The sequence below is a fragment of the Paenibacillus sp. NPDC055715 genome (assembly GCF_053617595.1).
Genome location: NZ_JBSHGA010000002.1, coordinates 263,392 through 286,240 on the forward strand (window position 1 = coordinate 263,392; position 22,849 = coordinate 286,240).

The 22,849-nt window shown below is 49.9% G+C and carries 17 protein-coding genes; 15 read left to right on the forward strand and 2 right to left on the reverse strand.

Annotated features, from left to right (window positions below):
• Nucleotides 1-210 precede the first annotated feature (210 nt).
• The 7 genes from dnaJ (at nt 211) to ACWGOO_RS05630 (ending at nt 7,370) form a co-directional block, all read left to right on the forward strand.
• On the forward strand, nt 211-1,329 hold the full coding sequence (gene dnaJ / locus ACWGOO_RS05600; RefSeq protein WP_452481806.1) for a molecular chaperone DnaJ: 1,119 nt from the start codon (nt 211-213) through the stop codon (nt 1,327-1,329).
• A 182-nt stretch (nt 1,330-1,511) separates the two neighbouring features.
• Nucleotides 1,512-3,182: a DcuS/MalK family sensor histidine kinase gene (gene dcuS, locus ACWGOO_RS05605; protein ID WP_452481807.1), complete on the forward strand. Its 1,671-nt coding sequence runs from the start codon at nt 1,512-1,514 to the stop codon at nt 3,180-3,182.
• On the forward strand, nt 3,175-3,894 hold the full coding sequence (gene dcuR / locus ACWGOO_RS05610) for a two-component system response regulator DcuR (protein ID WP_452481808.1): 720 nt from the start codon (nt 3,175-3,177) through the stop codon (nt 3,892-3,894). The genes dcuS and dcuR overlap by 8 nt, the downstream gene beginning before the upstream one ends.
• 108 nt (nt 3,895-4,002) lie before the next feature.
• Nucleotides 4,003-5,346 carry a 2-hydroxycarboxylate transporter family protein gene (locus ACWGOO_RS05615; RefSeq protein WP_452481809.1) on the forward strand — a complete coding sequence of 448 codons (1,344 nt, stop codon included), beginning with the start codon at nt 4,003-4,005 and terminating at the stop codon, nt 5,344-5,346.
• 64 nt (nt 5,347-5,410) lie between these two features.
• A complete protein-coding gene (locus ACWGOO_RS05620; protein WP_452481810.1) occupies nt 5,411-6,616 on the forward strand; it encodes an NAD(P)-dependent malic enzyme in 1,206 nt (401 codons plus the stop codon).
• Between the two features lie 169 nt (nt 6,617-6,785).
• Entirely contained in the window at nt 6,786-7,160 is a 375-nt protein-coding gene (locus ACWGOO_RS05625; protein WP_013311164.1) for a hypothetical protein, read from the forward strand.
• 24 nt (nt 7,161-7,184) lie between these two features.
• On the forward strand, nt 7,185-7,370 hold the full coding sequence (locus ACWGOO_RS05630; RefSeq protein WP_044645104.1) for a YfhD family protein: 186 nt from the start codon (nt 7,185-7,187) through the stop codon (nt 7,368-7,370).
• A gap of 91 nt (nt 7,371-7,461) precedes the next feature.
• Here ACWGOO_RS05630 and ACWGOO_RS05635 read toward each other — a convergent pair whose 3' ends face one another.
• On the reverse strand, nt 7,462-7,653 hold the full coding sequence (locus tag ACWGOO_RS05635; RefSeq protein ID WP_452481811.1) for a hypothetical protein: 192 nt from the start codon (nt 7,651-7,653) through the stop codon (nt 7,462-7,464).
• 86 nt (nt 7,654-7,739) lie between these two features.
• On the opposite strand from ACWGOO_RS05635, the gene prmA reads away from it, so the two are divergent.
• The 5 genes from prmA (at nt 7,740) to ACWGOO_RS05660 (ending at nt 12,210) form a co-directional block, all read left to right on the forward strand.
• Entirely contained in the window at nt 7,740-8,705 is a 966-nt protein-coding gene (prmA, locus tag ACWGOO_RS05640) for a 50S ribosomal protein L11 methyltransferase (protein WP_452481812.1), read from the forward strand.
• A gap of 2 nt (nt 8,706-8,707) precedes the next feature.
• A complete protein-coding gene (locus ACWGOO_RS05645) occupies nt 8,708-9,400 on the forward strand; it encodes a site-2 protease family protein (protein ID WP_452481813.1) in 693 nt (230 codons plus the stop codon).
• Nucleotides 9,401-9,563: 163 nt separating this feature from the next.
• On the forward strand, nt 9,564-10,328 hold the full coding sequence (locus tag ACWGOO_RS05650) for a 16S rRNA (uracil(1498)-N(3))-methyltransferase (protein WP_452481814.1): 765 nt from the start codon (nt 9,564-9,566) through the stop codon (nt 10,326-10,328).
• Between the two features lies 1 nt (nt 10,329).
• Nucleotides 10,330-11,673 carry a tRNA (N(6)-L-threonylcarbamoyladenosine(37)-C(2))-methylthiotransferase MtaB gene (gene mtaB, locus ACWGOO_RS05655; protein ID WP_452481815.1) on the forward strand — a complete coding sequence of 448 codons (1,344 nt, stop codon included), beginning with the start codon at nt 10,330-10,332 and terminating at the stop codon, nt 11,671-11,673.
• Between the two features lie 102 nt (nt 11,674-11,775).
• Nucleotides 11,776-12,210 (forward strand): NUDIX hydrolase, encoded by a 435-nt coding sequence (locus tag ACWGOO_RS05660; protein ID WP_452481816.1) that lies wholly within the window; start codon nt 11,776-11,778, stop codon nt 12,208-12,210.
• Here ACWGOO_RS05660 and ACWGOO_RS05665 read toward each other — a convergent pair.
• Nucleotides 12,200-13,222: a Na/Pi cotransporter family protein gene (locus tag ACWGOO_RS05665; protein WP_452482041.1), complete on the reverse strand. Its 1,023-nt coding sequence runs from the start codon at nt 13,220-13,222 to the stop codon at nt 12,200-12,202. The genes ACWGOO_RS05660 and ACWGOO_RS05665 overlap by 11 nt on opposite strands.
• Before the next feature lie 284 nt (nt 13,223-13,506).
• Between ACWGOO_RS05665 and ACWGOO_RS05670 the strand changes: the two genes are divergently transcribed.
• From ACWGOO_RS05670 to addA, 3 genes are all read left to right on the forward strand, one after another.
• A complete protein-coding gene (locus ACWGOO_RS05670; protein WP_452481817.1) occupies nt 13,507-14,886 on the forward strand; it encodes a class I SAM-dependent rRNA methyltransferase in 1,380 nt (459 codons plus the stop codon).
• A gap of 230 nt (nt 14,887-15,116) precedes the next feature.
• Nucleotides 15,117-18,683 carry a helicase-exonuclease AddAB subunit AddB gene (gene addB / locus ACWGOO_RS05675; RefSeq protein WP_452481818.1) on the forward strand — a complete coding sequence of 1,189 codons (3,567 nt, stop codon included), beginning with the start codon at nt 15,117-15,119 and terminating at the stop codon, nt 18,681-18,683.
• A complete protein-coding gene (gene addA, locus ACWGOO_RS05680) occupies nt 18,680-22,777 on the forward strand; it encodes a helicase-exonuclease AddAB subunit AddA (RefSeq protein WP_452481819.1) in 4,098 nt (1,365 codons plus the stop codon). Before addB ends, addA begins: the two co-directional genes overlap by 4 nt.
• Nucleotides 22,778-22,849 lie beyond the last annotated feature (72 nt).

Consider the following 22,849-nt stretch of genomic DNA (forward strand, 5'->3'; position numbering starts at 1 on the left):
TGCGTTATAATATACTGAATAAAAAGAAGCAGCGTAGCTGCGTTGATAAATAACGATTAGCCTAAGGGTAACAGTTATTTTCAGAATAAATAAGCATATTACGGGTTGTACTGCCTTGAAATGATGGGAAGGTCAAAGCCGGGTCATCCCGTGCCTTTGGCTTTCCTTTTATATGTAGTGCAGACACGTTGTAGGCATGGGGGTGGAACATTGGCTGATAAGCGTGATTATTATGAGGTGCTGGGCGTCGGGAAGGACGCTTCGGATGAAGATGTCAAAAAGGCTTACCGTAAGCTGGCGCGTCAGTATCATCCGGACGTGAACAAGGCTGCGGACGCAGAAACCAAATTCAAAGAAGTGAAAGAGGCTTACGACGTTCTCAGCGATGGTCAGAAGCGGGCAGGATACGACCAATACGGTCATGTAGACCCGAACCAGGGCATGGGAGGCGGCTTCGGTGGTGGTGGCGGGTTTGGCGATATTTTTGATATGTTTTTTGGCGGTGGCGGCAACGGTCGACGTGATCCGAATGCACCGCAGCGTGGCAACGATCTTCAATATACGATGACGATCGAATTCAAGGAAGCCGTATTCGGCAAGGAAAAAGACATTAACATTGAGCGCACGGAAACGTGTGATAAGTGTCACGGTACGGGAGCCAAAGCGGGTACTAAACCACAAACTTGTTCCGTCTGCCACGGTAGCGGACAAGAAGAAGTGGTGCAGAATACCCCGTTTGGTCGGATGGTTAATCGTCGCGCATGCTCCAACTGCGGCGGCTCCGGTAAAATCATCAAAGAAAAATGCACAACTTGTAGCGGTTCTGGTCGTGTGCGCAAGCAACGTAAAATTCATATCCGCATTCCGGCGGGTGTGGATGATGGCGCGCAAATGCGTATCAACGGTGAGGGCGAAGGCGGTGTCAACGGAGGACCGGCAGGTGATCTGTACGTCGTTTTCCGTGTGAAGTCGCATGACTTCTTTGAGCGTGAGGGAGACGATATTTATTGTGAAATTCCGCTGACGTTCTCGCAGGCAGCGTTGGGAGATGAAGTCGAAATTCCGACGCTGACCGAGAAGGTGAAGCTGAAAGTCCCAGCTGGTACGCAAACAGGAACATACTTCCGTCTTAAAGGCAAGGGTGTGCCAAAACTGCGTGGCGTAGGTCAGGGTGACCAGCACATTAAGGTGGTTGTGGTAACGCCTAGCAAGCTGAGTGAGGAACAGAAGGAATTGCTGCGTCAGTTCTCTTCGCTTAGCGGTGAGCAGACACATGAGAATGAGCAATCCTTTTTTGACCGTGTGAAGCGCGCCTTCCGAGGCGACTAAGCAGGGTAGAATCGCGGAGCTTCAACCATGAATCGGAGGGAACTGTTCCGTAATTACGGAATAGTTCCCTTTTTTTATTGTAGGGAAAGAGTGAAATGAAGCTGTATGAGATAGCTATGCAAATTAACGTAAACACATACATAACCATTTTTATATAAGCATATTGGACTATTAGCTTTAACATGAAGCGTGAAGGGGTGAGTTCTATCGAAAAGTCACAGCCTAAGCTGCGTCGAGGCAAACCGCTATTCAAGCTCAGAGGGCTGATTACGCTGCTGGTTTGTCTGGTTATGGCACTGGTGCTCCTACCTGTAACTTTGTTATTCGCAGAGAGAACCGAGCATGAAACCGAAATGGGGCTGGAGGAAAAAGCGATGTCCATCGCGCGTACACTTGCCCATACGCCGCTTATTATTGAGCATTTGCAGCAGTCTGATTCGTCTGCCTCCATGCAGGAATATGTGGAGAGTGTTTCATCGGCTAATCACATTCAGTTTGTCGTCGTTATGGACATGAAGGGGATTCGTAAAACACACCCAGATGTAAGGAAGATCGGCAAAGCCTTTGTCGGGGGAGACGAAAACACTGCCCTTCATGGACATGAGAGCGTGTCTGTTGCGAAGGGAACGATGGGTTTGTCCATGCGAGCCTTTTCTCCCGTTTTTAGTTCTACAGGCAAGCAGGTAGGCGCAATTGTCGTTGGTATTTCAATGCAGGTCGTAGAACGGGCTCAGGTGGGGAACTATAGGCTAATTGCCATCGCCATTAGTATCGGGATACTGATCGGCACTGGAGGTGCTGTGGTGCTGGCCCGTAAAATCAAAAGCATGCTTGTCGGTCTGGAGCCGCCGGAAATCGCACGCTTGCTGGAGGAACGCAGTGCTATGCTGCAATCCATAAAGGAAGGAGTCATTGCGGTGGATGAGTCCAGCCGTATCATACTGATGAATGCGGAAGCGATTCGTCTGCTCAGGCAAGCGGGAATTGAGGATATCTCATCTTCAGGGCAGGAGATTAACGCTTATTTGTCCGCTTTTCGATTACAAGAGGTTTTGGCAGCAGGCACTCCACGAATGGATGAGGACATGGAGTTGGGAGGGATCACTTTGCTGACTACCAGTGTTCCGATACGGGTCAAAGGGGCAATCGTGGGAGCAATTGTAACCTTTCGGGATAAAACGGAGATGAAGCAGCTTGCCGAGCGTTTGACAGGGGTGTCCCTGTACACAGAGGCACTGCGTGCACAAGCCCATGAATTTATGAACAAGCTGCATGTTATTATGGGGATGGTACATCTGCGAATGTACAATAAACTGGAGCATTATATTATGGATGCCGTTGAGCATCATCAGGTGGAGATTGGCTCCATTACCTGGCAGATTAGGGACCCCGTTATGGCGGGTTTTGTGTTGGGCAAACTAAGCCGGGCCAGAGAGGCTGGAGTGAATTTCGAGCTGACTCCAGACAGTCACTTGCCCGAATCAGGTCAAATCCAAACGATTCATGAACTGATTACTATTCTTGGCAATCTGTTTGATAATGCGGTGGAGGCGATGGAGTCTCTGCAGCACAAGCGGATTACTCTTTCGCTTTATTATGAGGAGCATGAGAAGAACGGATGTCTGACCTGTATCATGCGTGATAATGGTCCAGGTATACCGGAAGGGCTCGTAAAGATGGTATTTGAAAAAGGCTTTTCGACCAAAGGAGAATCACGGGGAATAGGGCTTTATCTGGTGACGCAAAGCGTGAAAAGATTACAAGGGAGTATAAAGCTGATTCCAGTCGACCAAGGAGGCTGTTTTCAGATTAAGATTCCATATATTATAACGGGGAATGGTGAACATGATTAATGTCCTGATTGTAGAAGATGATCCGATGGTTGCCGAATTCAACCGCAAATATATGGAGCAGGTAGAGGGGTTTCAATGTGAAGGTTGGGCTTCTTCTGTGGAAGAGGCCAAGAAATTTTTGGCTGAACGAGCAATTGATCTGATTTTACTAGATGTATATATGCAGGAAAGTAATGGCCTTGATTTGCTGTCATTCATACGGGAGACAGGAGTGAATGCGGACGTCATCGTGATTTCAGCTGCAAGTGATATGAACAGTGTCAAAAAAGCGATGAATTTTGGCGCGGTGGATTATTTGATTAAGCCGTTCCACTTTAATCGTTTTCTGGAGGCACTTGCAGGTTACCAGAAGCATATCAGCATCGTGCGTGAACGCAGCTTGCTTTCACAGGAGGAGTTGGACCGTCTCCTGTATCATAAAAGCTCGACTAAGGATTTGACCCGACTGCCCAAAGGGATAACAAAGTCAACGCTGGCTATGATATGGAATTGTATCTTGCAGTATGAAGCGATACTATTTTCCACCGAGGATATTGCAGAGAGTGCAGGGATATCCAGGGTGTCTATGCGCAAATACCTGACTTTTTTGACGGAGATTGAAGTGCTTGCCATGGAAACCATTTATGGTACCATCGGACGACCTGTTTACCAATATCATATTTTACCGCAGGCAGAAGAAATCATGGCCGATTATGATTTAAGTTCCTTTTAATTACTTTAGTTATAAAAGTACATTATTAGTTTCAAAACCAAATAAAGCGCTTTCTAAGGTGTAGAATGAAAACATGATCATCGTTCTTTACTACAAGGAGGAAGCTTTATGGAAAATGCTACAAACCAAGCAGCCATTCAAAAGGAGCAGAAATCGAATAAAAATTCTGTTAATGGGATCAGGATGCTAGGCAAGATAAAAATAGGAGTGATTCCGCTTCCGCTATACGTCGTGATTGCGTTGATTATATACGCAGCTGCGGTTACACAAAGTCTACCGAACGATATGTTGGGCGGATTCGCCGTCATCATGATTTTGGGCATATTGCTCAGTGAACTAGGTTTCAAGCTTCCGATACTCAAGCATATTGGCGGCCCGGCCATTTTGTCACTCATGGTTCCATCGTTGATGGTATTCTGGAATATGTTCAGTCCGTCCGCGATGGGAGCTGTACACACGCTCATGAAAACCTCAAATTTTCTTTATTTCTACATCGCTTGTTTGGTAACCGGAAGTATTCTTGGTATGGATCGCAAAATGCTGATGAACGGAATCGTCAAAATTTTTGCCCCTATTATAATAGGCTCCATTGCAGCCGTTGCAGCAGGTATGGTCGTGGGGATGGCTTTTGGCTACAGTGCCTACCATACATTCTTTTATATCATCATTCCGATTATCTCCGGTGGGATCGGGGAAGGGATTTTACCTTTGTCCATCTCGTATGGATTGGTCTTGGGCAAAGATTCGGCGATGTTCGTATCCCAGTTGATCCCGGCTGCGATCATCGGGAACATCGTAGCAATCATAGGTGCGGGTGTTCTTAAGAGATTAGCGGAGAAAAATCCAAACACTTCCGGTAACGGGAGATTGTTAAAATCCGATGGAAAAGAAAAGCTGGCTCCTACGAGTCTCGAACAAAATATTTCTTTTCCATTGATGGGTGGTGGAATGCTGTTAGCCTGTACCTTCTTTATCGTAGGTAAGCTGCTGGAGCCATATCTTCATATTCCAGGACCTATTTTGATGATTTTGGCAGCTGCTATCATTAAATCCGTTCAAGTGATGCCAAATCAGTTGGAAACAGGAGCTTTTCATCTGTACAAATTCATTACGGCAAGCCTGACGTGGCCATTGATGGTAGGATTGGGAATTTTATATGTGCCTTTGGATAGTGTGGTTGGGATTCTGACGATACCTTATGCCATCACCTGTGCATCTGTTGTGGTTGCATTAATTGTCGCAGGGTATTTTACTGGAAAATGGATTAATATGTATCCGGTGGAAGCTGCACTGGTAACCAGTTGTCGCGGCGGATTAGGAGGCACGGGGGATGTGGCTATTTTGTCTGCATCGAACCGGATGGAGCTGATGCCTTTTGCGCAAATTGCAACCCGTATTGGCGGAGCAGCGACGGTCATTTTAGCAACCTTGTTACTCAAATTATGGAGCTGACGAGTTTTATATACAGGCATGAAATTCATAGCTCGAATACAGACATGAAAGGATGGAGAGAAATATGAGTAGTTTATTGGATGAAATCAAACAATTACACGAGGGCGGTAAAATGGAGACCCAACCCAAGCAGCTCATTTCAAGCATGGAAGAGCTATCCAAGATATACACACCCGGTGTAGCTGAAATCTGTATGGAAATTGCGAATGATCCAGCCAAAGCGTATCAATTAACGATCAAAAAAAATACAGTGGCGGTCGTATCGGACGGAACAGCGGTGCTTGGATTAGGGGATATTGGACCGGAGGCTGCTATGCCTGTGATGGAGGGGAAGGCCGTGCTGTTCAAACAATTTGCAGGCGTCGATGCATTTCCAATCTGTCTCAATACGAAGGACTCTGATGAAATAGTTCAAATTGTTAAAATGATCGCTCCGGCTTTTGGCGGTATTAATCTGGAGGACATTTCTTCACCACGTTGCTTTGAGATCGAGAGACGATTGAAAGAGGAGTTGGACATACCGGTATTTCATGATGATCAGCACGGCACGGCAGTCGTAGTGTTGGCGGGTCTGGTCAATGCACTGAAGGTATGCGGCAAGAAAATGGAGGATGTCAAAGTTGTATTTGCAGGTATCGGTGCGGCTGGTATGGCTTGCTCTCGTATGCTACTCAAGGCAGGTGTACGCAATCTGGTTGGCGTTGATCGGCAGGGAGCCATTCATCGTGGAGTGGAATACAGCAACCCGCATTGGACAGAGTACGCGAACATAACCAATCCCCATAATCTGAGTGGTAGTTTATCCGAGGTAATTGTGGGAGCTGATGTGTTTATTGGTGTGTCAGGCCCGGATTTACTGAGTGTGGAGGATATCCAGAGCATGGCAACTGATCCTATAGTCTTCGCTATGGCCAACCCGAAGCCAGAGATTGATCCAGCTTTAGCAGCGCCTTATGTACGTGTATTGGCTACGGGCCGCTCTGATTTCCCTAATCAGATTAACAATGTGCTGTGCTTCCCAGGAATTTTCCGGGGCGCATTGGATTGCCATGCCACGACGATTAATGAAGAAATGAAACTGGCTGCCGGACTTGCCATTGCTGATGCGATCAGTCCTGAAGAGCTGAGTGAAACTTATATCATACCTAATGTGTTTAATCCCAAGGTGGTGCAAAAGGTTCGGGATGCTGTCATTCAGGCTGCATGGGAGACGGGTGTAGCGAAGGCAGGAGAATCACCCGCCGCTGCCCTGCAACCAGAAAAGTTATAGTCTTCACAAACTATGTCCCAGCGTTCCGCCTACTAAATCCGGTACTGTCTGTTCCGTTCCGTCTCTGTGGGGAATATAAATTCGTGCCAATGAGCAGGATATAGCAAAGCGCAACGGTATAGTTCTTGAACCAAAGTTGCGCTCAATATCACATAGGGAGTTTTTGGGGATGGGTGAAAAAAATATTTTGGCGTATTTTAAAAGTCCTGAGGAAGCACAAGGAGCCGCTAGAAAACTGGAAGCTCTCCGGGTAGCGGATGTGTCGATAGACCGATTTAGCCGATATCCGCGACAGTCTACAGGCAACGCTGGATTACCTGTATTTTCGGGACAAATTAGTAGCTTGTCCTCACTAACGCAGGGGGTGGACTTTACAGATGCAACTCCGGCGATACTGGCTGCGGCTGATCCATCTGCCAGTGGAATGAGTGACGGTGGACAGGGTGGGCCGACAGGCCGCGATATATTGTTGACCGCTGTGGTGGATGAATCCATTCATCATCAGGCGATGTCTATTGTAGAGCAGGCGGGTGGAATGCTGTGAAAAGTTTGAAAGGAGCTGTGACAGATGCCCACAAACAAACGGTTCGATAAAGTGCTGACCAAAACCGAGAAAATCAAGCGTGCGCAATCTGCCAAAAATGAGGATGTTGAGTTCTCGGCAGAGCAGGCAGATGCTCAGGATTTGGAAGCGATCCGGCGCGGTGAAGTGGCTGATCGTCGTCAGGAGCGCATCATAAACGACAGCGAGTAGAATTCAATAAGACGGGTTATCCCCATCATTAAATATGATTTGTGGGATAGCCCGTCTTATTTGTGTTCCAAACTCTTTTCTATTTTTTTAATTATCCGCTAAATGCTGTTGCGTTAAAAACAAGGGGACTGGAGACGAAAGCAGTAGTCGCAGGCGTTTGATTTTCAATAATCAGTGGATAGTTTTGCACGCCAAGAGGTGCGACATCTACGGTTTCCACATTAATGATAATGTTGTCGTCAAACAGATTGGTCTTCAGTCCGTAATAGATTTTTTTTTGCACTCCGATGATACTAGCTTTTTTGAACTCCTATGCATGTATATAGTACAATATGGAGTATGAATTGAAATGAGGAGGAAATGAAAACCATGTTGTGGCATGAAATTACAATACATACAACCGAAGAAGCCGTCGAAATGATTTCGAATTTTCTGCACGAAGCAGGTGCGGGAGGGGTTTCCATTGAAGAATCTGGTTCGCTGAACAAACCACGCGATACGTCCTATGGACAGTGGTATGATCGGCCTTTGAATGACATTCCTGAAGGACAAGCGACCATCAAGGGGTATTTTGCCGAAGAAGTTGAGATGGACGGGATCCGTGCGCAAATTGAGCCACGCGTCGAAGAATTGAGAACCTTCGATATTGACCCCGGCGAGGTTCGGTATGAGCTGAAAACGGTCAACGAGGATGACTGGGCGAATGCCTGGAAGCAATACTTCAAGCCTTTGCGAGTGTCGAATCGTCTGACGATTAAGCCTACTTGGGAACCCTATGAGCCTGCCAATGAAGATGAAAAAATTATTGAGCTGGACCCCGGCATGGCCTTTGGCACCGGAACGCATCCCACAACGTCACTTTGTTTGAGAGCGTTGGAATCTGTGATTAAGGGTGGAGAAGAAGTCATTGATGTCGGCACAGGCTCTGGCATTTTGGCGATTGGTGCCGTGCAACTGGGAGCGAAGCATGTACTGGCTCTGGACCTCGATCCCGTAGCGGTATCCAGTGCGCGGGAAAATACCCATCTGAACGGACTGGAGGATCGCATTACTATTAAAGAGAGCGATCTGCTGTCTGTACTGAATGCGAGTGATCCGACACTGGGTATCCAGTTGCCAGTCAAGCTGGTGGTCGCTAATATTTTGGCCGAAATTATTCTGCTGTTTATTGATGATGTGTACAAGGCTCTGGAGCCAGGTGGTATTTATATCGCTTCAGGGATTTGGAAGAACAAAGAAGAGGTCGTCGAAAACGCATTGAAGGCGGCTGGCTTCGACATTGCCGAAACGTGCCGGGAAGAGGATTGGCTGGCGTTTGTGGCGAGAAAGAGGTAACCATGGATTTTTTACAAAATATTTTTCGTGTAAATTTAAATGTTCTTCCATTTTACTTGCTGGCTGTGATCATATCTTTTACGGTGCACGAGTTTGCACATGCGTATTATGCCAATAAATTTGGCGACCCCACAGCCAAGCTGCTTGGTCGCGTGACTTTAAATCCGGCCGTGCATATTGATGTGATGGGTACGCTGTTGCTGCTGATCGGGGGCTTTGGCTGGGCCAAGCCTGTTCCGGTTAACCGCGATAATTTTAGCCGTCCGCGCCTCATGGGCATTATTGTTTCGGCTGCCGGTCCGCTGAGTAATCTGCTGCTTGCATTTCTTACTACATTGATCTATGCTGTGCTCCTTCACTTTCAAGTGCTGCCGGGTATGGATAACCAGCGGGTGGCTCAGGCGATCTATTTGTTTATCAATGCACTGATCAATTTGAATCTGTTTTTGTTTATCTTTAATTTGATTCCACTGCCCCCGCTGGATGGATACCGAATTGTGGAAGATGTTGCTCCAACTCCTGTACGCCGTAAGCTTCAGCAATTTGAACAGTGGTCCATCTTTATTTTTCTGCTTATACTGATCATTCCGCAGGTTCGGGCTGTAACGATTGAACCTCTTTACACCTTAGCCCAAATGATATATATACAGTTTTTGCAGTTCTCTTTTTACATCACCGGTTTATTTGGAGCCTAAGGGCTCCTTTTCTTTGCGAGAACGGTAATATTAAGCCAATGGAAAAGGGAACAGGCTGGTCATACGGGCGCAAAAGATGATATGATGGTGCTTAGTGATTTATTCGGATTTTGTGCGGAACGTCAGTGAATAACAGTTATTTTTAGAATAGGTGTGAGAGAGAATGCAGCGTTATTTTATTTCGGCAGAGCAATTTCTGGAAGATCACGTGATTGTTGCGGGTGAGGACGCGCGGCATATTGCCAAGGTCATGCGGGGCCGTAGCGGTGACAAAATTATAGTCAGTGACGGGGTATCTAGGGAAGCGCTGGCTGCATTGGATACGATAGAGCAGGACCATGTTACGGCGACGATCATCGAGCCGCTGGAAATGACCTCGGAACCGCATGTGCAGGTCACCATTGCCCAAAGTCTTCCCAAGGGAGACAAGATGGAGACCGTTATGCAAAAATGTACAGAAATCGGAGCAACCGGGTTTGTACCGTTTTTGTCCGAGCGTACGGTTGTGCAGTATGACGCCAAAAAAGAAGGCAAGCGACTGGAGCGTTGGCGCAAGATTGTGAAGGAAGCGGCTGAGCAAAGCCACCGTAATCGGATTCCGGAAATTAGCGCGCCGATGGCGTGGAAGGAGCTGCTGGCTTCTTTTTCGCAGTATGACTTGATATGCTATTGTTATGAAAAAGAGCAAGGACGGCAGCTACGGGACGTGATTCAGCCTTTCGCAGAACAATGGGCGTCAGCGGACAAGCCGCGTGTTCTGCTAGTAGTGGGTCCGGAAGGCGGCTTCAGCGAAGCGGAGAGTCTGGAGGCCGAGCAGGCCGGGGCGCAGTCTACGGGGCTGGGAAGACGCATTTTGCGTGCGGAAACCGCAGGTATGGCTGCATTGGCTTGCATTTTATATGAGTCAGGAGAAATGGGAGGGGTTTAATATGCCGTCAGTGGCATTTTACACATTGGGTTGTAAGGTAAACTTTTATGATACAGAAGCGATTTGGCAGCTGTTCAAAAATGAAGGCTATGAGCAGGTAGATTTTGATGAGCAGACAGCTGACGTCTACCTTATTAATACGTGCACCGTTACGAATACTGGCGATAAAAAGAGTCGTCAGATCATTCGCCGTGCGATTCGTCGGAACCCGGATGCCATTGTGGCAGTGACGGGCTGTTACGCCCAAACTTCTCCTGCCGAAATTATGGATATTCCCGGTGTTGATCTCGTGATTGGTACACAGGACCGGGATAAAATTATTCCGTTTGTACAGGAGATTCAAGAGTCGCGTCAACCTGTGAATGCTGTGCGCAGCATTATGAAAACGCGCGTGTTCGAGGAAATGGATGTGCCTGATTTTGCTAATCACACACGTGCGTTTTTGAAAATTCAGGATGGCTGCAACAACTTCTGCACCTTCTGCATCATTCCGTGGTCGCGTGGTTTGTCCCGCAGCCGCGATGCCGCGAGCATTATGACTCAGGCGCGTCAACTGGTGCATGCGGGTTACAAGGAAATTGTGCTCACAGGCATTCATACAGGCGGTTATGGTGACGACATGGACAATTATGACCTGTCCGATCTGCTATGGGATCTGGAGAAGGTGGAAGGGCTGGAGCGTATCCGTATCAGCTCGATTGAAGCCAGCCAGATCGATGAAAAAATGCTCGATGTGTTGAATCGTTCCACCAAGCTGGTGCGTCATTTCCACATTCCGCTTCAGGCGGGAGATGACACCGTGCTGAAACGGATGCGCCGCAAATACACAACAGAAGAGTTTTACAATAAAATGCTCATGATTCGCAAGGCGATGCCGGATGTAGCGATTACGACAGACGTTATTGTTGGTTTCCCTGGGGAGACGGACGAAATGTATCGCAACGGCTATGAGCTGATGAAAAAAATCGGATTCTCGGAAATGCATGTGTTCCCTTATTCCAAGCGCAGTGGCACGCCTGCGGCGCGTATGGAGGATCAGGTGGACGAGGACGTGAAAAATGCACGTGTGCATGAACTGATTGAACTGTCGGAGCAAATGCAGTTGGCTTATGCAGAGAAGTTTGTCGGTGAGGTGCTGGAGGTCATTCCGGAAGTTGCGCCGAAAGGGACCGAAGATAGCGGCATGCTCCACGGTTACAGTGACAATTACATTCAACTGGTGTTTGAAGGTAGTAAGGATCTGGTTGGCAAGGTGTGCCGCGTGAAGCTGACGAAGGCGGGCGTTAATGAAAGTGAAGGTCAATTGGTCCGCGTACTGGAGAATGGGCTGCAAACAGCTTTGTAAAAACAAAAAAACTGAACAGGCATTAGAAATGGCAAACAAGGATTTCGCCTTTCCTTACAGGGAGGACGGAATCCTTGTTGCGCAAGGAAAGGGGATTGCAGGATGGCAGCAAAAAAGGAAATTTCCGCAGGCGGTGTGGTGTACCGCAATCAGAGGGAGCAGCTTGAAATTCAGCTGATAACCGATCGATACGGCAAGGTCTCCTTGGCTAAAGGTAAAATGGAGCAAGGAGAAACGATCGAACAGACAGCTTTACGTGAAATTCGTGAAGAAACAGGGCTGAACGGACGGATTATCCAGCATGTGGATATGATTGCTTATACGTATCAACATCCTGAATTCGGTGAAGTGGACAAGGAAGTCCATTATTATCTCGTAGAGGCACTGAATGGGGATTTACAGGCACAGATTGAAGAAATTAAAGGTGTTGCGTGGCATACGCCTGAGGAAGCATGGCGTCTCCAGCGCCAAGGCGGATATGACAACAATGATGTCATTTTGAGCAAGGCGCTGTCCATGCTTGGAATTAACGTTTAATTCTAGGGAGAGACATACGTTGCTCTAAGCGTGTCCATACAGGTAAATAGCAGACAGGCAGAACAAGCAGGGAGCTGATCATGTTAAACAGGGTTTGGGCGTGGGCTACCTTGGCTCCTGGCTCGGCGGATATCCAAGCAGCAGCCATTTCGAGCCCGGGAATCAACGGCATAAAAAGCAATGCCCCGCCTACGTTCAGCAGCACATGGGACCAGGCCACAAATTTGCCGGACAAGCTGCCGCCAACAGCGGCAATCAGAGCCGTCACGCAGGTGCCTACATTGGAGCCGATGACGATGGCGATACCCACATCGGCTGGCAGGGCGCCTGCCGCAGCAAGGCTGATTGCCATGCCAATGACGGCTGCGCTGCTGTGAACCAGTGCGGTCAGGCAGGCTCCAGCGGCGAAGGCCCACCACATATTGGCCGCAGCGTGATCAAGAAACCAGCGGAACAGCCCGGCCTGCTTAATCCAAGGGCCGACTGTTTGCATCACGCGGATACCCGCAAGGATCAGCGAAAATCCGGCAAAGGCGAGGCTGCTATATTGTACAGCCTGCGGACGGCTGAATTGATTGGGGCTGGATGGTGGCCCGGCAGACGCATACTGGCGGTTGGAGACAGCCTCGCCCCACAGGACGGCGGCGCTCCAGCAAAGCAGCGACCCGCAGAGCAGCGGAACAGCCAGCTTGCCTAGCTGGAGACCCATTAGCTCGGTGGTTAGGCAGGTACCAATATTGGTGCCAAGGATGATGCCGAGCGTGCGGCCGTAGGTCAACAGCCCGGCGTTGACCAGTCCGATGGTCAGCACCGTGACAGCGGTGCTGCTTTGCAACAGGGCGGTAATGCCTGAGCTGAACAACATGCCTCGCCAAGGGGAAACGGTGGCCCGGTTCAGCCAGCGGGTGAGGAAGGGGCCAGCCAAATGCCGGAGGGCCGCTTCCATCAGCTTCATCCCGCCCAAGAAAATAAGCAGCCCACCGCACAGCGGCAAAATAACATGAATAAACACGGCCATTAGCCCCTTTTCTAAGGTTATTAATTGAATTGCGCTTATGTAACAGCATATGATCTGTCGAGGACAGCCATGACAAGCATGACCGAGCTGTTTTTTTAGGAAAACGATAATTTTTGCAGTATCTTCATAAGCTTTAAAAGTGTGGTCGATATAAAGGCGGGCAGTAGCGGAGCGGTTCATTTGAATCTGAAGAAGCGTAGCGTTCGCCGCGGAGCCTCCCCCCTATCGAACCACATTTTTAAGGACTTTGAGTAATCCAAGAATGGGAGTGAAAGACTTTGCCTTCAGTAATATTGGAACGCAGCCGCAAAAAAAGGTTGGAGCACGCGCACCCCTGGGTGTTTAAAAATGAAATAGCCAAGGTGGAGGGTGAACCGGAGGCAGGTGATCTGGTCAATATCGTAAACCATCAGGGCCGTTATTTGGCAACGGGTTACTATAATCCGGCTTCACAAATTACGGTGCGTGTGATGTCCTACGAGCCGTTGGAAGCGATGGATCAAAGATTTTTTGCCAAACGCTTCCGTGATTGTCTGGAGCACCGCGAACGTTTTGTGACCGGGGGAGACGCGTATCGGCTGGTATACGGCGAGGCTGATTTTTTACCCGGGCTGATTGTAGACCGTTTTGGCGACGTGTTAGTCGTACAATTATTAACGCTCGGTATGGATCGCCGCAGGGAAGAAATCAGGGATGCACTCGTTGAAGTGATTGGTCCTGTTGGTATATATGAGCGAAGTGATGTATCCATCCGCGAACTGGAAGGACTGGAACAGACCAAAGGGCCTTTATATGGAGACTGCCCGCGTCATGTTGTGGTAACGGAAAATGGCTTGCGTATCAAGGTTGATATTGTAGAGGGCCAGAAGACAGGCTACTTCTTCGACCAGCGTGAGAACCGTGCGGCGATTGCGCCGCTGATGACGGGCTGGGGAGGGCGCAGCGGAATTACGCTACAGGAAGTAGCAGCAGAGCAGGGTGACGCTGGCACAGCGGTCATGAAGCCTGTGAACAAAAGCGGCAAGGTTGTGGAGTTTCCATTCTGGGATGGCGCAACCGTGCTGGAGTGCTTTTCACATACGGGAAGCTTTACGCTTAATGCCTGCAAATACGGTGCTAAAAAAGTAACTTGTCTTGATATATCTGAGCACGCGATTGAAAGCGCACGGGATAATGTCAAGCTGAACGGATTTGAGGAACGCGTGGAGTTTGTCGTGGACGATGCTTTTCAATATTTGCGCAATCAGGTTAAAGGTGTAGAGGAACGCACCGCACGGGCCGGAGGCAAAGGTGATACTTCCAAGCCGCTAACAGCAGGGGGCGGACGTACCTTTGATGTAGTTATTCTTGATCCTCCAGCCTTTGCGAAAACAAAGAATGCGGTCAAAGGAGCTACGCGGGGATATAAGGACATTAATCTGCACGGGATGAAGCTGGTCAATGAGGGCGGCTATTTAGTAACTGCGAGCTGCTCGTTCCATATGCGGCCGGAGCTGTTTCTGGACACGATTAAGGAAGCGGCGGCGGATGCCGGAAAAATCCTCCGTCTGGTGGATTGGAGAGCGGCTGGCAAGGATCATCCCCAAATTCTGGGTGTAGAGGAAGGCCATTATTTGAAATTCGCCATTTTTGAGGTGCGTAGCCGGACACAACTGTAGATTTCAGACACAGTCAACCGCCTTTTTGGGTAGTGGAATAAGTAGAATAGGCTCGTTTTATCCATAGATCAGTCCTGTAGAGAAGGCATGTACCAAGCCAACCTGCGGGACTGTTTGTTTTTTGAGGAAGGATAAAATGCTACAAGATGGCAAACGTACGTTCTTTTCTCCCTTGCCTCATATGCTATACTGTTGAATAGAATGTTGTTCGTTGGAAAGGAGGCCGCATCATGTCGGTCCGTTTGGTCATTGGCCGCTCAGGCAGCGGAAAAAGCACGTTAATCCATCATGAAATGACGGCTATGCTACGCGAGGAACCGCTAGGTAAGCCTATGCTGTTACTTGTGCCGGAGCAATCGTCATTTGCTTCCGAGCATGCGCTGCTTACAGAAGCCGGAAACGGTATTCAGGGGACGGTGCGCGCACAGGTCATGGGATTTCATCGTCTTGCCTATTTGGTCATGCAAGAAACTGGGGGTTCGGCGCTGGTACCTGTGACGGGGGAAGGCAAGAAGATGCTTTTATATAAAATTATTCGTCGTCGCAAGGATGAACTGAGTTTATTTAAGGATTCGGGAGACCAGCTGGGCTTTGTGGATCGGTTAAATACGCTGTTTACAGAGCTGAAGCAGTACGGGAATAATACTCGGTCTGTACCGGAGCAACTGGAGCGAATGAATGCGGCGGGGGAATCCACTCCGATTTTACGCGGCAAGCTCAAGGATATCAGTCTAATTTATGAGGATTTTGAAAGAGAGCTGGCACTTAAATATATTGATGGCGAGGATACGCTGCGTATGCTGGCGGAGCAGATTGCTGAGTCGTCCATTGTACGTGGAGCGGATATTTGGATGGATGGCTACCGCAGGTTTACGCCGCATGAATACAAGGTGGTGGAGCAGCTCATGCTGCACGCTTCTTCGTTGACGGTCGCACTGACCTGCAATCGTAGCTACGAGAGTGGACAGCTGCCGCATGAGCTGGATTTGTTTCATCCTTCGGCGGCTACCTATGTAAAGCTTAAAGGGATGGCGGACGAGCTGATGATCGATACGCAGACACAACTGCTGTGCCCTGATCCGCTTCCGAGATTTAAGGACCGTCCGACGTTGGCGTATCTGGAGGCGCAGTTTGAACGGCGTGCGGGATATCGGAACCAGGAACGACCCATGCCGCAGCAACAGATGCGGGAGCAATGGAATGATAAGCAGCCAGAAGAAATCAAGCTGTATGCCGCAGCAAACCGACGTGTCGAGCTGGAGGGAGCAGTGCGCGAAATGCGCCGCCTGGCCCGGGATGAGGGAGCACGCTATCGGGAAATGGCGCTGTTCGTACGCCAGATTGAGGATTATGAGCCGTGGGTGGAGCCGATATTCAAACAATATGAGGTTCCGGTGTTTCTGGATCAGCGCAGAAGCATATTGCATCATCCATTGGTGGAGATGATTCGGGCTTCGCTGGATATTGTCCAGCGGCGTTGGCGGTACGAGGATGTATTTCGTGCGGTCAAAACGGATCTTCTGTTGCCGCAGGATGGACGGGTCAGCCGCGAGGATATGGACCGTCTGGAAAACTACGCATTGGCCTGTGGGATACAGGGCAGCCGCTGGACAGACGGACGGCCTTGGCAGGCTGTACCCAGCCTTTCGCTGGAGCTGGAGGAACAGGAGCGGAACCGTCAGCGGGACGAAACACTGGATCTAATGGAGCTGTGCCGCGATGTAATCGTGACGCCCTTACGTGCGTTTGAGAAACGTCTGGGTAAGGCCAGGACTGCACTTGAGAACTGTGAAGCGGTGTACTTGTTGCTGGAGGATGCGGAAATTGGGCATAAGCTGGATGACTTGATCCATCGGGCCGAGGTAGCAGGAAATCCGGAGCAGGCGAAGGAGCATCGTCAGGTATGGGACGCGGTGCTTGAGCTGTTGGATCAGATCGTCGAAATGATGGGTGACGAGAAGCTGGATACTTCTTTGTTTGCGGGTGTGCTGGAAACAGGGCTGATAGAGTACCGTATGGGTCTTGTTCCGCCAGCTCTGGATCAGGTACTGGTCGGAAACACGGACCGTACACGTGTAGCTGGTATTCAACATGCTTTTGTGCTGGGTATGAACGAAGGTGTGATGCCGGCTGTATTTCATGAGGACGGTGTGCTGAACGAGCAGGAACGGACCACCTTGAATGAACGGGGCGTGGAGCTGGCGCCGGATATGACAAGACGTCTCCTGGATGAACGTTTTCTGGCGTATACGGCGCTTACGTCAGCCGGAAGCAGTCTGTGGATGAGCTACGCTGTGACCGACGAAGAGGGCAAGTCGTTGTTGCCGTCAGAGTTGGTACGGCATGTCCGTCAACTGTTCCCTGCTCTGGAAGAGCACCCGTTAGCTGCATATCCTTTGCCTGGGGACCCGTGGACGACGCAATGGGAGTATGCTTCTCATCCGTCCGAGGCATTGGCGCAGTTAATCGCGCAATTCCGGCAATGGCGGCATGGTGGAGAGATTTTATCTCCTTGGTGGGAGGTATACAACTGGTATGCGCGCCAGCAGGGCCGTGAAAAGGACAAGCTGCGTCAGTTACTGACCTCACTTTTTTACGAAAATCATGCCGAAATGCGGGAGGTAACGAGTCGCCGCCTGTACGGCAGTAAGCTACGTACCAGCGTATCCCGTATGGAACGTTTTGTCGCTTGTCCGTTTTCGCATTTTGCTTCTCACGGTCTTCGCTTGAAGGAGCGCCAAATGTATCGGCTGAAGGCACCGGATATCGGGCAGTTGTTCCATGCGGCGCTCGGAGAGATGGCGATTAATTTACGTAAACGCAACGTGAGCTGGGGCAGTCTCAGCACAGAGGAATGCCGACAAGAGGCGGAATCGACGGTGGAGCGTGTGGCTCCCCGCCTGCAAGGCGAGATTTTAATGAGCTCCAAGCGGTACGGCTATATTTTACGCAAGCTGAAAGACATTGTGAGTCGGGCTTCGCTGATTTTGGGTGAACATGCGCGTAGAGGCAGCTTTGAGCCACTGGAGCTGGAGCTGGGTTTTGGGCCGGGAGAAAAGCTTCCTCCTTTGACCTTTCGATTGGACAACGGTGTGGTGATGGAAATCGTCGGACGAATTGACCGCGTGGATGTGGCAGAGGGAGAAAAGGGCTTACTTTTACGCGTCATTGATTACAAGTCCAGCCAAAAGGATCTCAAGCTGCATGAAGTGTACTATGGCTTGTCCTTGCAAATGCTCACGTACCTGGACGTGCTGCTGAATGCGGCGGAGGAATGGCTTGGCGAGACGGCTTATCCGGCGGGTACGCTGTATTTTCACGTCCACAATCCGATGTTGCAGTCGCCGAATGGTCTTAGCGCGGAACAGGCCCGTCAGGAGCTTCTAAAACGCTTCAAGATGAAAGGGCTGTTGCTGGCGGATCGAGATGTGGTTGGACAAATGGACACGGCACTGGACAAGGGGTATTCCTCCATTTTGCCAGTTGCGGTGAAGGCGGATGGCAGCTTTTACAGCAGTGCGTCTGTCGCTTCGCCGGAACAGTGGAATAGCCTGCTGGCTTCGGTACGCGATAATATCCGAACGATTGGGACACGCATGACAGAGGGCGACGTGGCGATTGAGCCTTATCGTATCCAGCAAGAGACGGCATGCACCTTCTGTTCTTTCAAACCGGTTTGTCAATTTGACGACAGTCTGGAAGGCAGCGGCTACAACCAATGGGGAAAACCCGGCAAGGATCAGATCTGGAATCTGCTCGGTTATACACAGGAAGGGAAAGGAGGAATGGACCCATGATAAGTACATCAAGCACCAACGACATACCCAAGCCGGAAGGTAGTATGTGGAGTGATGACCAGTGGCGTGCGATTTCCGAATCCGGCAACAACATGCTGGTAGCGGCAGCGGCGGGGTCTGGTAAAACTGCGGTGCTCGTAGAGCGCATTATTCGTAAAATCGCCGATCCCCGGCTCGGTTTCAGCGTGGATCGGCTGCTGGTAGCGACCTTTACGAAGGCTGCTGCCGCCGAAATGCGCCAACGTATACGCGAAGCTTTGGAACGTGTGCTGGAACAGCAGCCGGATAGTGAGCATGTACGTCGGCAGCTATCGCTACTAAATCGAGCCTCGATAACGACGCTCCACTCTTTTTGTATGGAGGTCATTCGCAGGCATTATCAGGCCATTCCCCTTGATCCCGGTTTTCGGATTATGAATGAGCATGAGACGGAATTGCTGCGGCAGGAGCTGCTGGAAGAACTGTTTGAGGAAAAGTATGAGGCTAACGATGAAGGCAGCACGTTTCGCAGATTGGTGGACTGGTTTAGCGGTGAGCGTACAGATGATGCGATGTATGTGCTTGTTCAGCGCTTGTACGATTTTTCGCAAAGTCATCCCTGGCCGGAGCACTGGCTGAGGGAGACGGCAGCAGCATTCTGTGTACAGGATGTGACGGCTTTGGGAGAGACTCCTTGGGTCCGCAGCATTCTGGCCGATGCAGCACTTTCGCTGCGCGGAGCAGCAAGTCTGCTGGAGCAGGCCTATGAGACGGCTATGCAGCCCGGCGGCCCTGCTCCCTATGCAGTGACGCTGCAAGAGGATACTGCGATGGTGAAGGGGCTATTGCAGGAACTGGAGACACAGCCGTGGGCATCGCTGTATGATCACTTTCAGATCGCGGCCTTTGGCAAGCTCAAGCCGGTCAAAAAGGATCAGACCGAGCCTGCATTGCAGGAGCGGGTCAAGGCGCTCCGTGAGGCAGCCAAAAAAATGATCACGGATATGAAGGCTTCCCTGTTCGGCAGGAGGGCGGAAGCCTATTTGGAGGAACTGCATGCGGCGGCTCCTCTGATGGACGAACTGGTGGAGACCGTTATTTTATTCGGCGAACGATTTCAACAGCACAAGCAGTCCAAAGGGCTGGTGGATTTCGGGGATTTGGAGCACTATTGTCTAAAAATATTACGTCATCCCGACTCTAATCCGCACAGACTGCTGCCTTCGGACGCTGCGCTCGAATATAAGGAGCAATTCGACGAGGTGCTGCTGGATGAGTATCAGGATACGAATGCGGTTCAGGAGGATATCGTCAGGCTGGTATCCCGTGAAGAGCCGGGTAACCGTTTTATGGTAGGGGACGTAAAGCAGAGTATTTATCGGTTTCGGCTGGCGGAGCCGGGTCTGTTTTTGAACAAATACCAACGGTATGGCATGGAGGAACAGGAAGATGGCTTTTTAATTGATCTGGCGCGTAATTTCCGCAGTCGGGAGGAAGTCGTCGATGCAGTCAATCTGGTGTTCCGGCAAATCATGAGCGTGGATGTGGCGGAAATTGAATACGATGAACGGGCATGGTTGGCGCATGGTGCTTCCTATCCTGAGCAGACGGAAAAGGATGTCACATCCCCATATGCACCTGAACTGTTGTTAGTTGATAAAGGCGGGCGCGGTCTTTCGGAGGTTTCGGAACTGTCCGAAGCGGGTGATGAGTCCGCTTTGCAGGAAGGCGAATTGGCCGAGCTTGCGGAGCTGGAAACGGCACAATTGGAAGCTCGCGCAATCGCGCAACGCATTAAGGAGCTGACGGGAGATACAGGACAACCGCTGTTGATTTATGACAGAGGGTTAAAAGCGATGCGTCCGGCAGTCTTCGGTGATATTGTCATTTTGCTCCGTTCAGCAAGTGTATGGGCACCGCTGATTGTGGAAGAGCTGCGTCTTGAGGGCATTCCGGCATCCGGGGAGCAGACGACAGGCTTTTTCAAAGCAACGGAAGTGGAGGTCATGCTGTCTCTGCTGCACATTATTGATAATCCGCAGCAGGACATCCCACTGGCATCTGTGCTTCGTTCACCGATTGTAGGCTTGACCGAGGATGAGCTGGCACAAATCCGGCTGCAGAAGCCGGACGGATTATTTTATGGCGCTCTGCTTGCGGCGGCTAAGGCTGACCATACACAGGATAGCGAAAATGGAACGTCCAGCGACATGCTGGAATTGGAGCTTTTCGCAGGAGATTCGACAGATGCATCTGATATGGATGACAGGAATAGCGGAAATACGTTGCCTGCTCGACTGCGCTCCTTTTTGCGCGATTTGGAAGCGTGGCGGCAGGAAGCAAGACAAGGCAGCTTGAGTGCATTGATTTGGCGTTTGCTGGAGGGAACGGGATATCTGGATTGGGTAGGAGGATTGCCCGGTGGCTCTCAACGTCAAAGCAATTTGCGGGCGTTATATGACCGAGCGAGACAGTATGAGACCTCTACTTCTAACCGAGGGTTGTTCCGATTTTTGACCTTTATTTCCCGTTTGCGAGAGCGAGGCGGTGATTTGGGGTCATCTAGTGGCGGTACTGAACCTGATCAGGCTGTTCGTATTATGACGATTCACAAGAGTAAAGGACTTGAATTTCCTGTCGTGTTCATCGCCGGAACGGCTAAAATGTTCAATCAGCAGGATTTGAATGCGCCGTTTCTGATGCATAAGGAGCTAGGGTTTGGTCCCAAATATGTGGAGGAACAACATCGAGTCAGCTACCCGACGCTGCCTAATTTGGCGATCCGTCGACGTTCCCAGTTGGAGCTATTGGCTGAGGAAATGCGGGTGCTATACGTGGCGCTTACACGTCCGCGTGAAAAGCTTATTATGACCGGAACGGTAAAGGATCTTGCTGCACGCGCAGCAGGTTGGGCACGTGCCAAAGAGCATACAGAGACAGTTTTACCCGATTATTTGCTGGCGGCAGGCCGCAGTTATCTGGACTGGGTAGGTCCCGCGTTGATCCGACATCCTTCTGCTACTGTACTGAGGGAAGCAGCATGGGATCATGAGGGGGACTACCACAGGCTGGAAACTATGCCGGGCGGGAATTGGCTATTCAGAATCATAGCTTCGGAGACTCTTTCCGGCTCTCGTTTGAATTTGGACCCTGGGGAAGAGACCGTTAATGAAGAGCGTCAGCAGAAGACGGAAGCGTTGAAAAATGCCGAGCCGATCGACAAAAAGTGGCTCTCATCCGACTCCGCATCGGCTATTCCAACGGATAGTACAACAAAGGCTGATGCAGATATTGGCGCTACGCTTCTCTGGTCCTATCCGTATGAACGGGCAAGCAAGACGGCGGCGAATACATCGGTTACCGAAATGAAAAGATGGCTAACGATGCAGGAAGCTGGATCGGAAGATTGGCTGAATCTGTCTTCTTTTCAAGTAGCCGAGTTACCAGAGGAAATGGAAGATTCTCAGACTGGGGGAAATCAACTACACTTGCGCAGACCCAGATTTATGGGCAACCGGAGATTGACGCCGACGGAACGTGGAACGGTGTACCATACGCTGTTTCTACATTTGCCGCTGAGCGGTGTGATGAACGCCGAGGTGATTGAGGAAACGAAGGCTCGTCTGCTGAACCAGCGTTTGTTGCTGGACGTTCAGGCGGAGGCATTAGATACGGATAAAATATTGCGCTTTTTCACCAGCGAGTTGGGTCGTAGATTGTTGGAGGCATCCCACGTTCAGCGTGAGCTTCCGTTCACCTATACAATAGGAGCCGCAGATTTTTGGAGCCGCAGTTTACCGTCGATGCTGTCAGCACAGGAAACAGAGCCGGAAGCCGCCGGGCAACAGCGGGAAAGCATGACGTCAGAGCCTGGTCACGATGATAGAGTGCTGATGAACGGGATTATTGACTGCTTGTTTGAAGGGCCAGAAGGGCTGGTTTTGCTTGATTACAAAACAGATCGTGTATCCGATTATCGAACGGTGTCTCATTTAACGGAGCAATATCGTTTTCAACTGGAACTGTACGCCCATGTGATCGAAGATATTACAGGTACAAGGGTTGCTGAGAAGTGGTTGTATTTTTTGGAGGCTGGAGAAAGTGTGCAATTGTAGTTATTTAAGCAGAATTTTTTGAAAAATGACATGAGTGTCACTGCGCATTTTTTAAGTTCAGCTTATATAGAT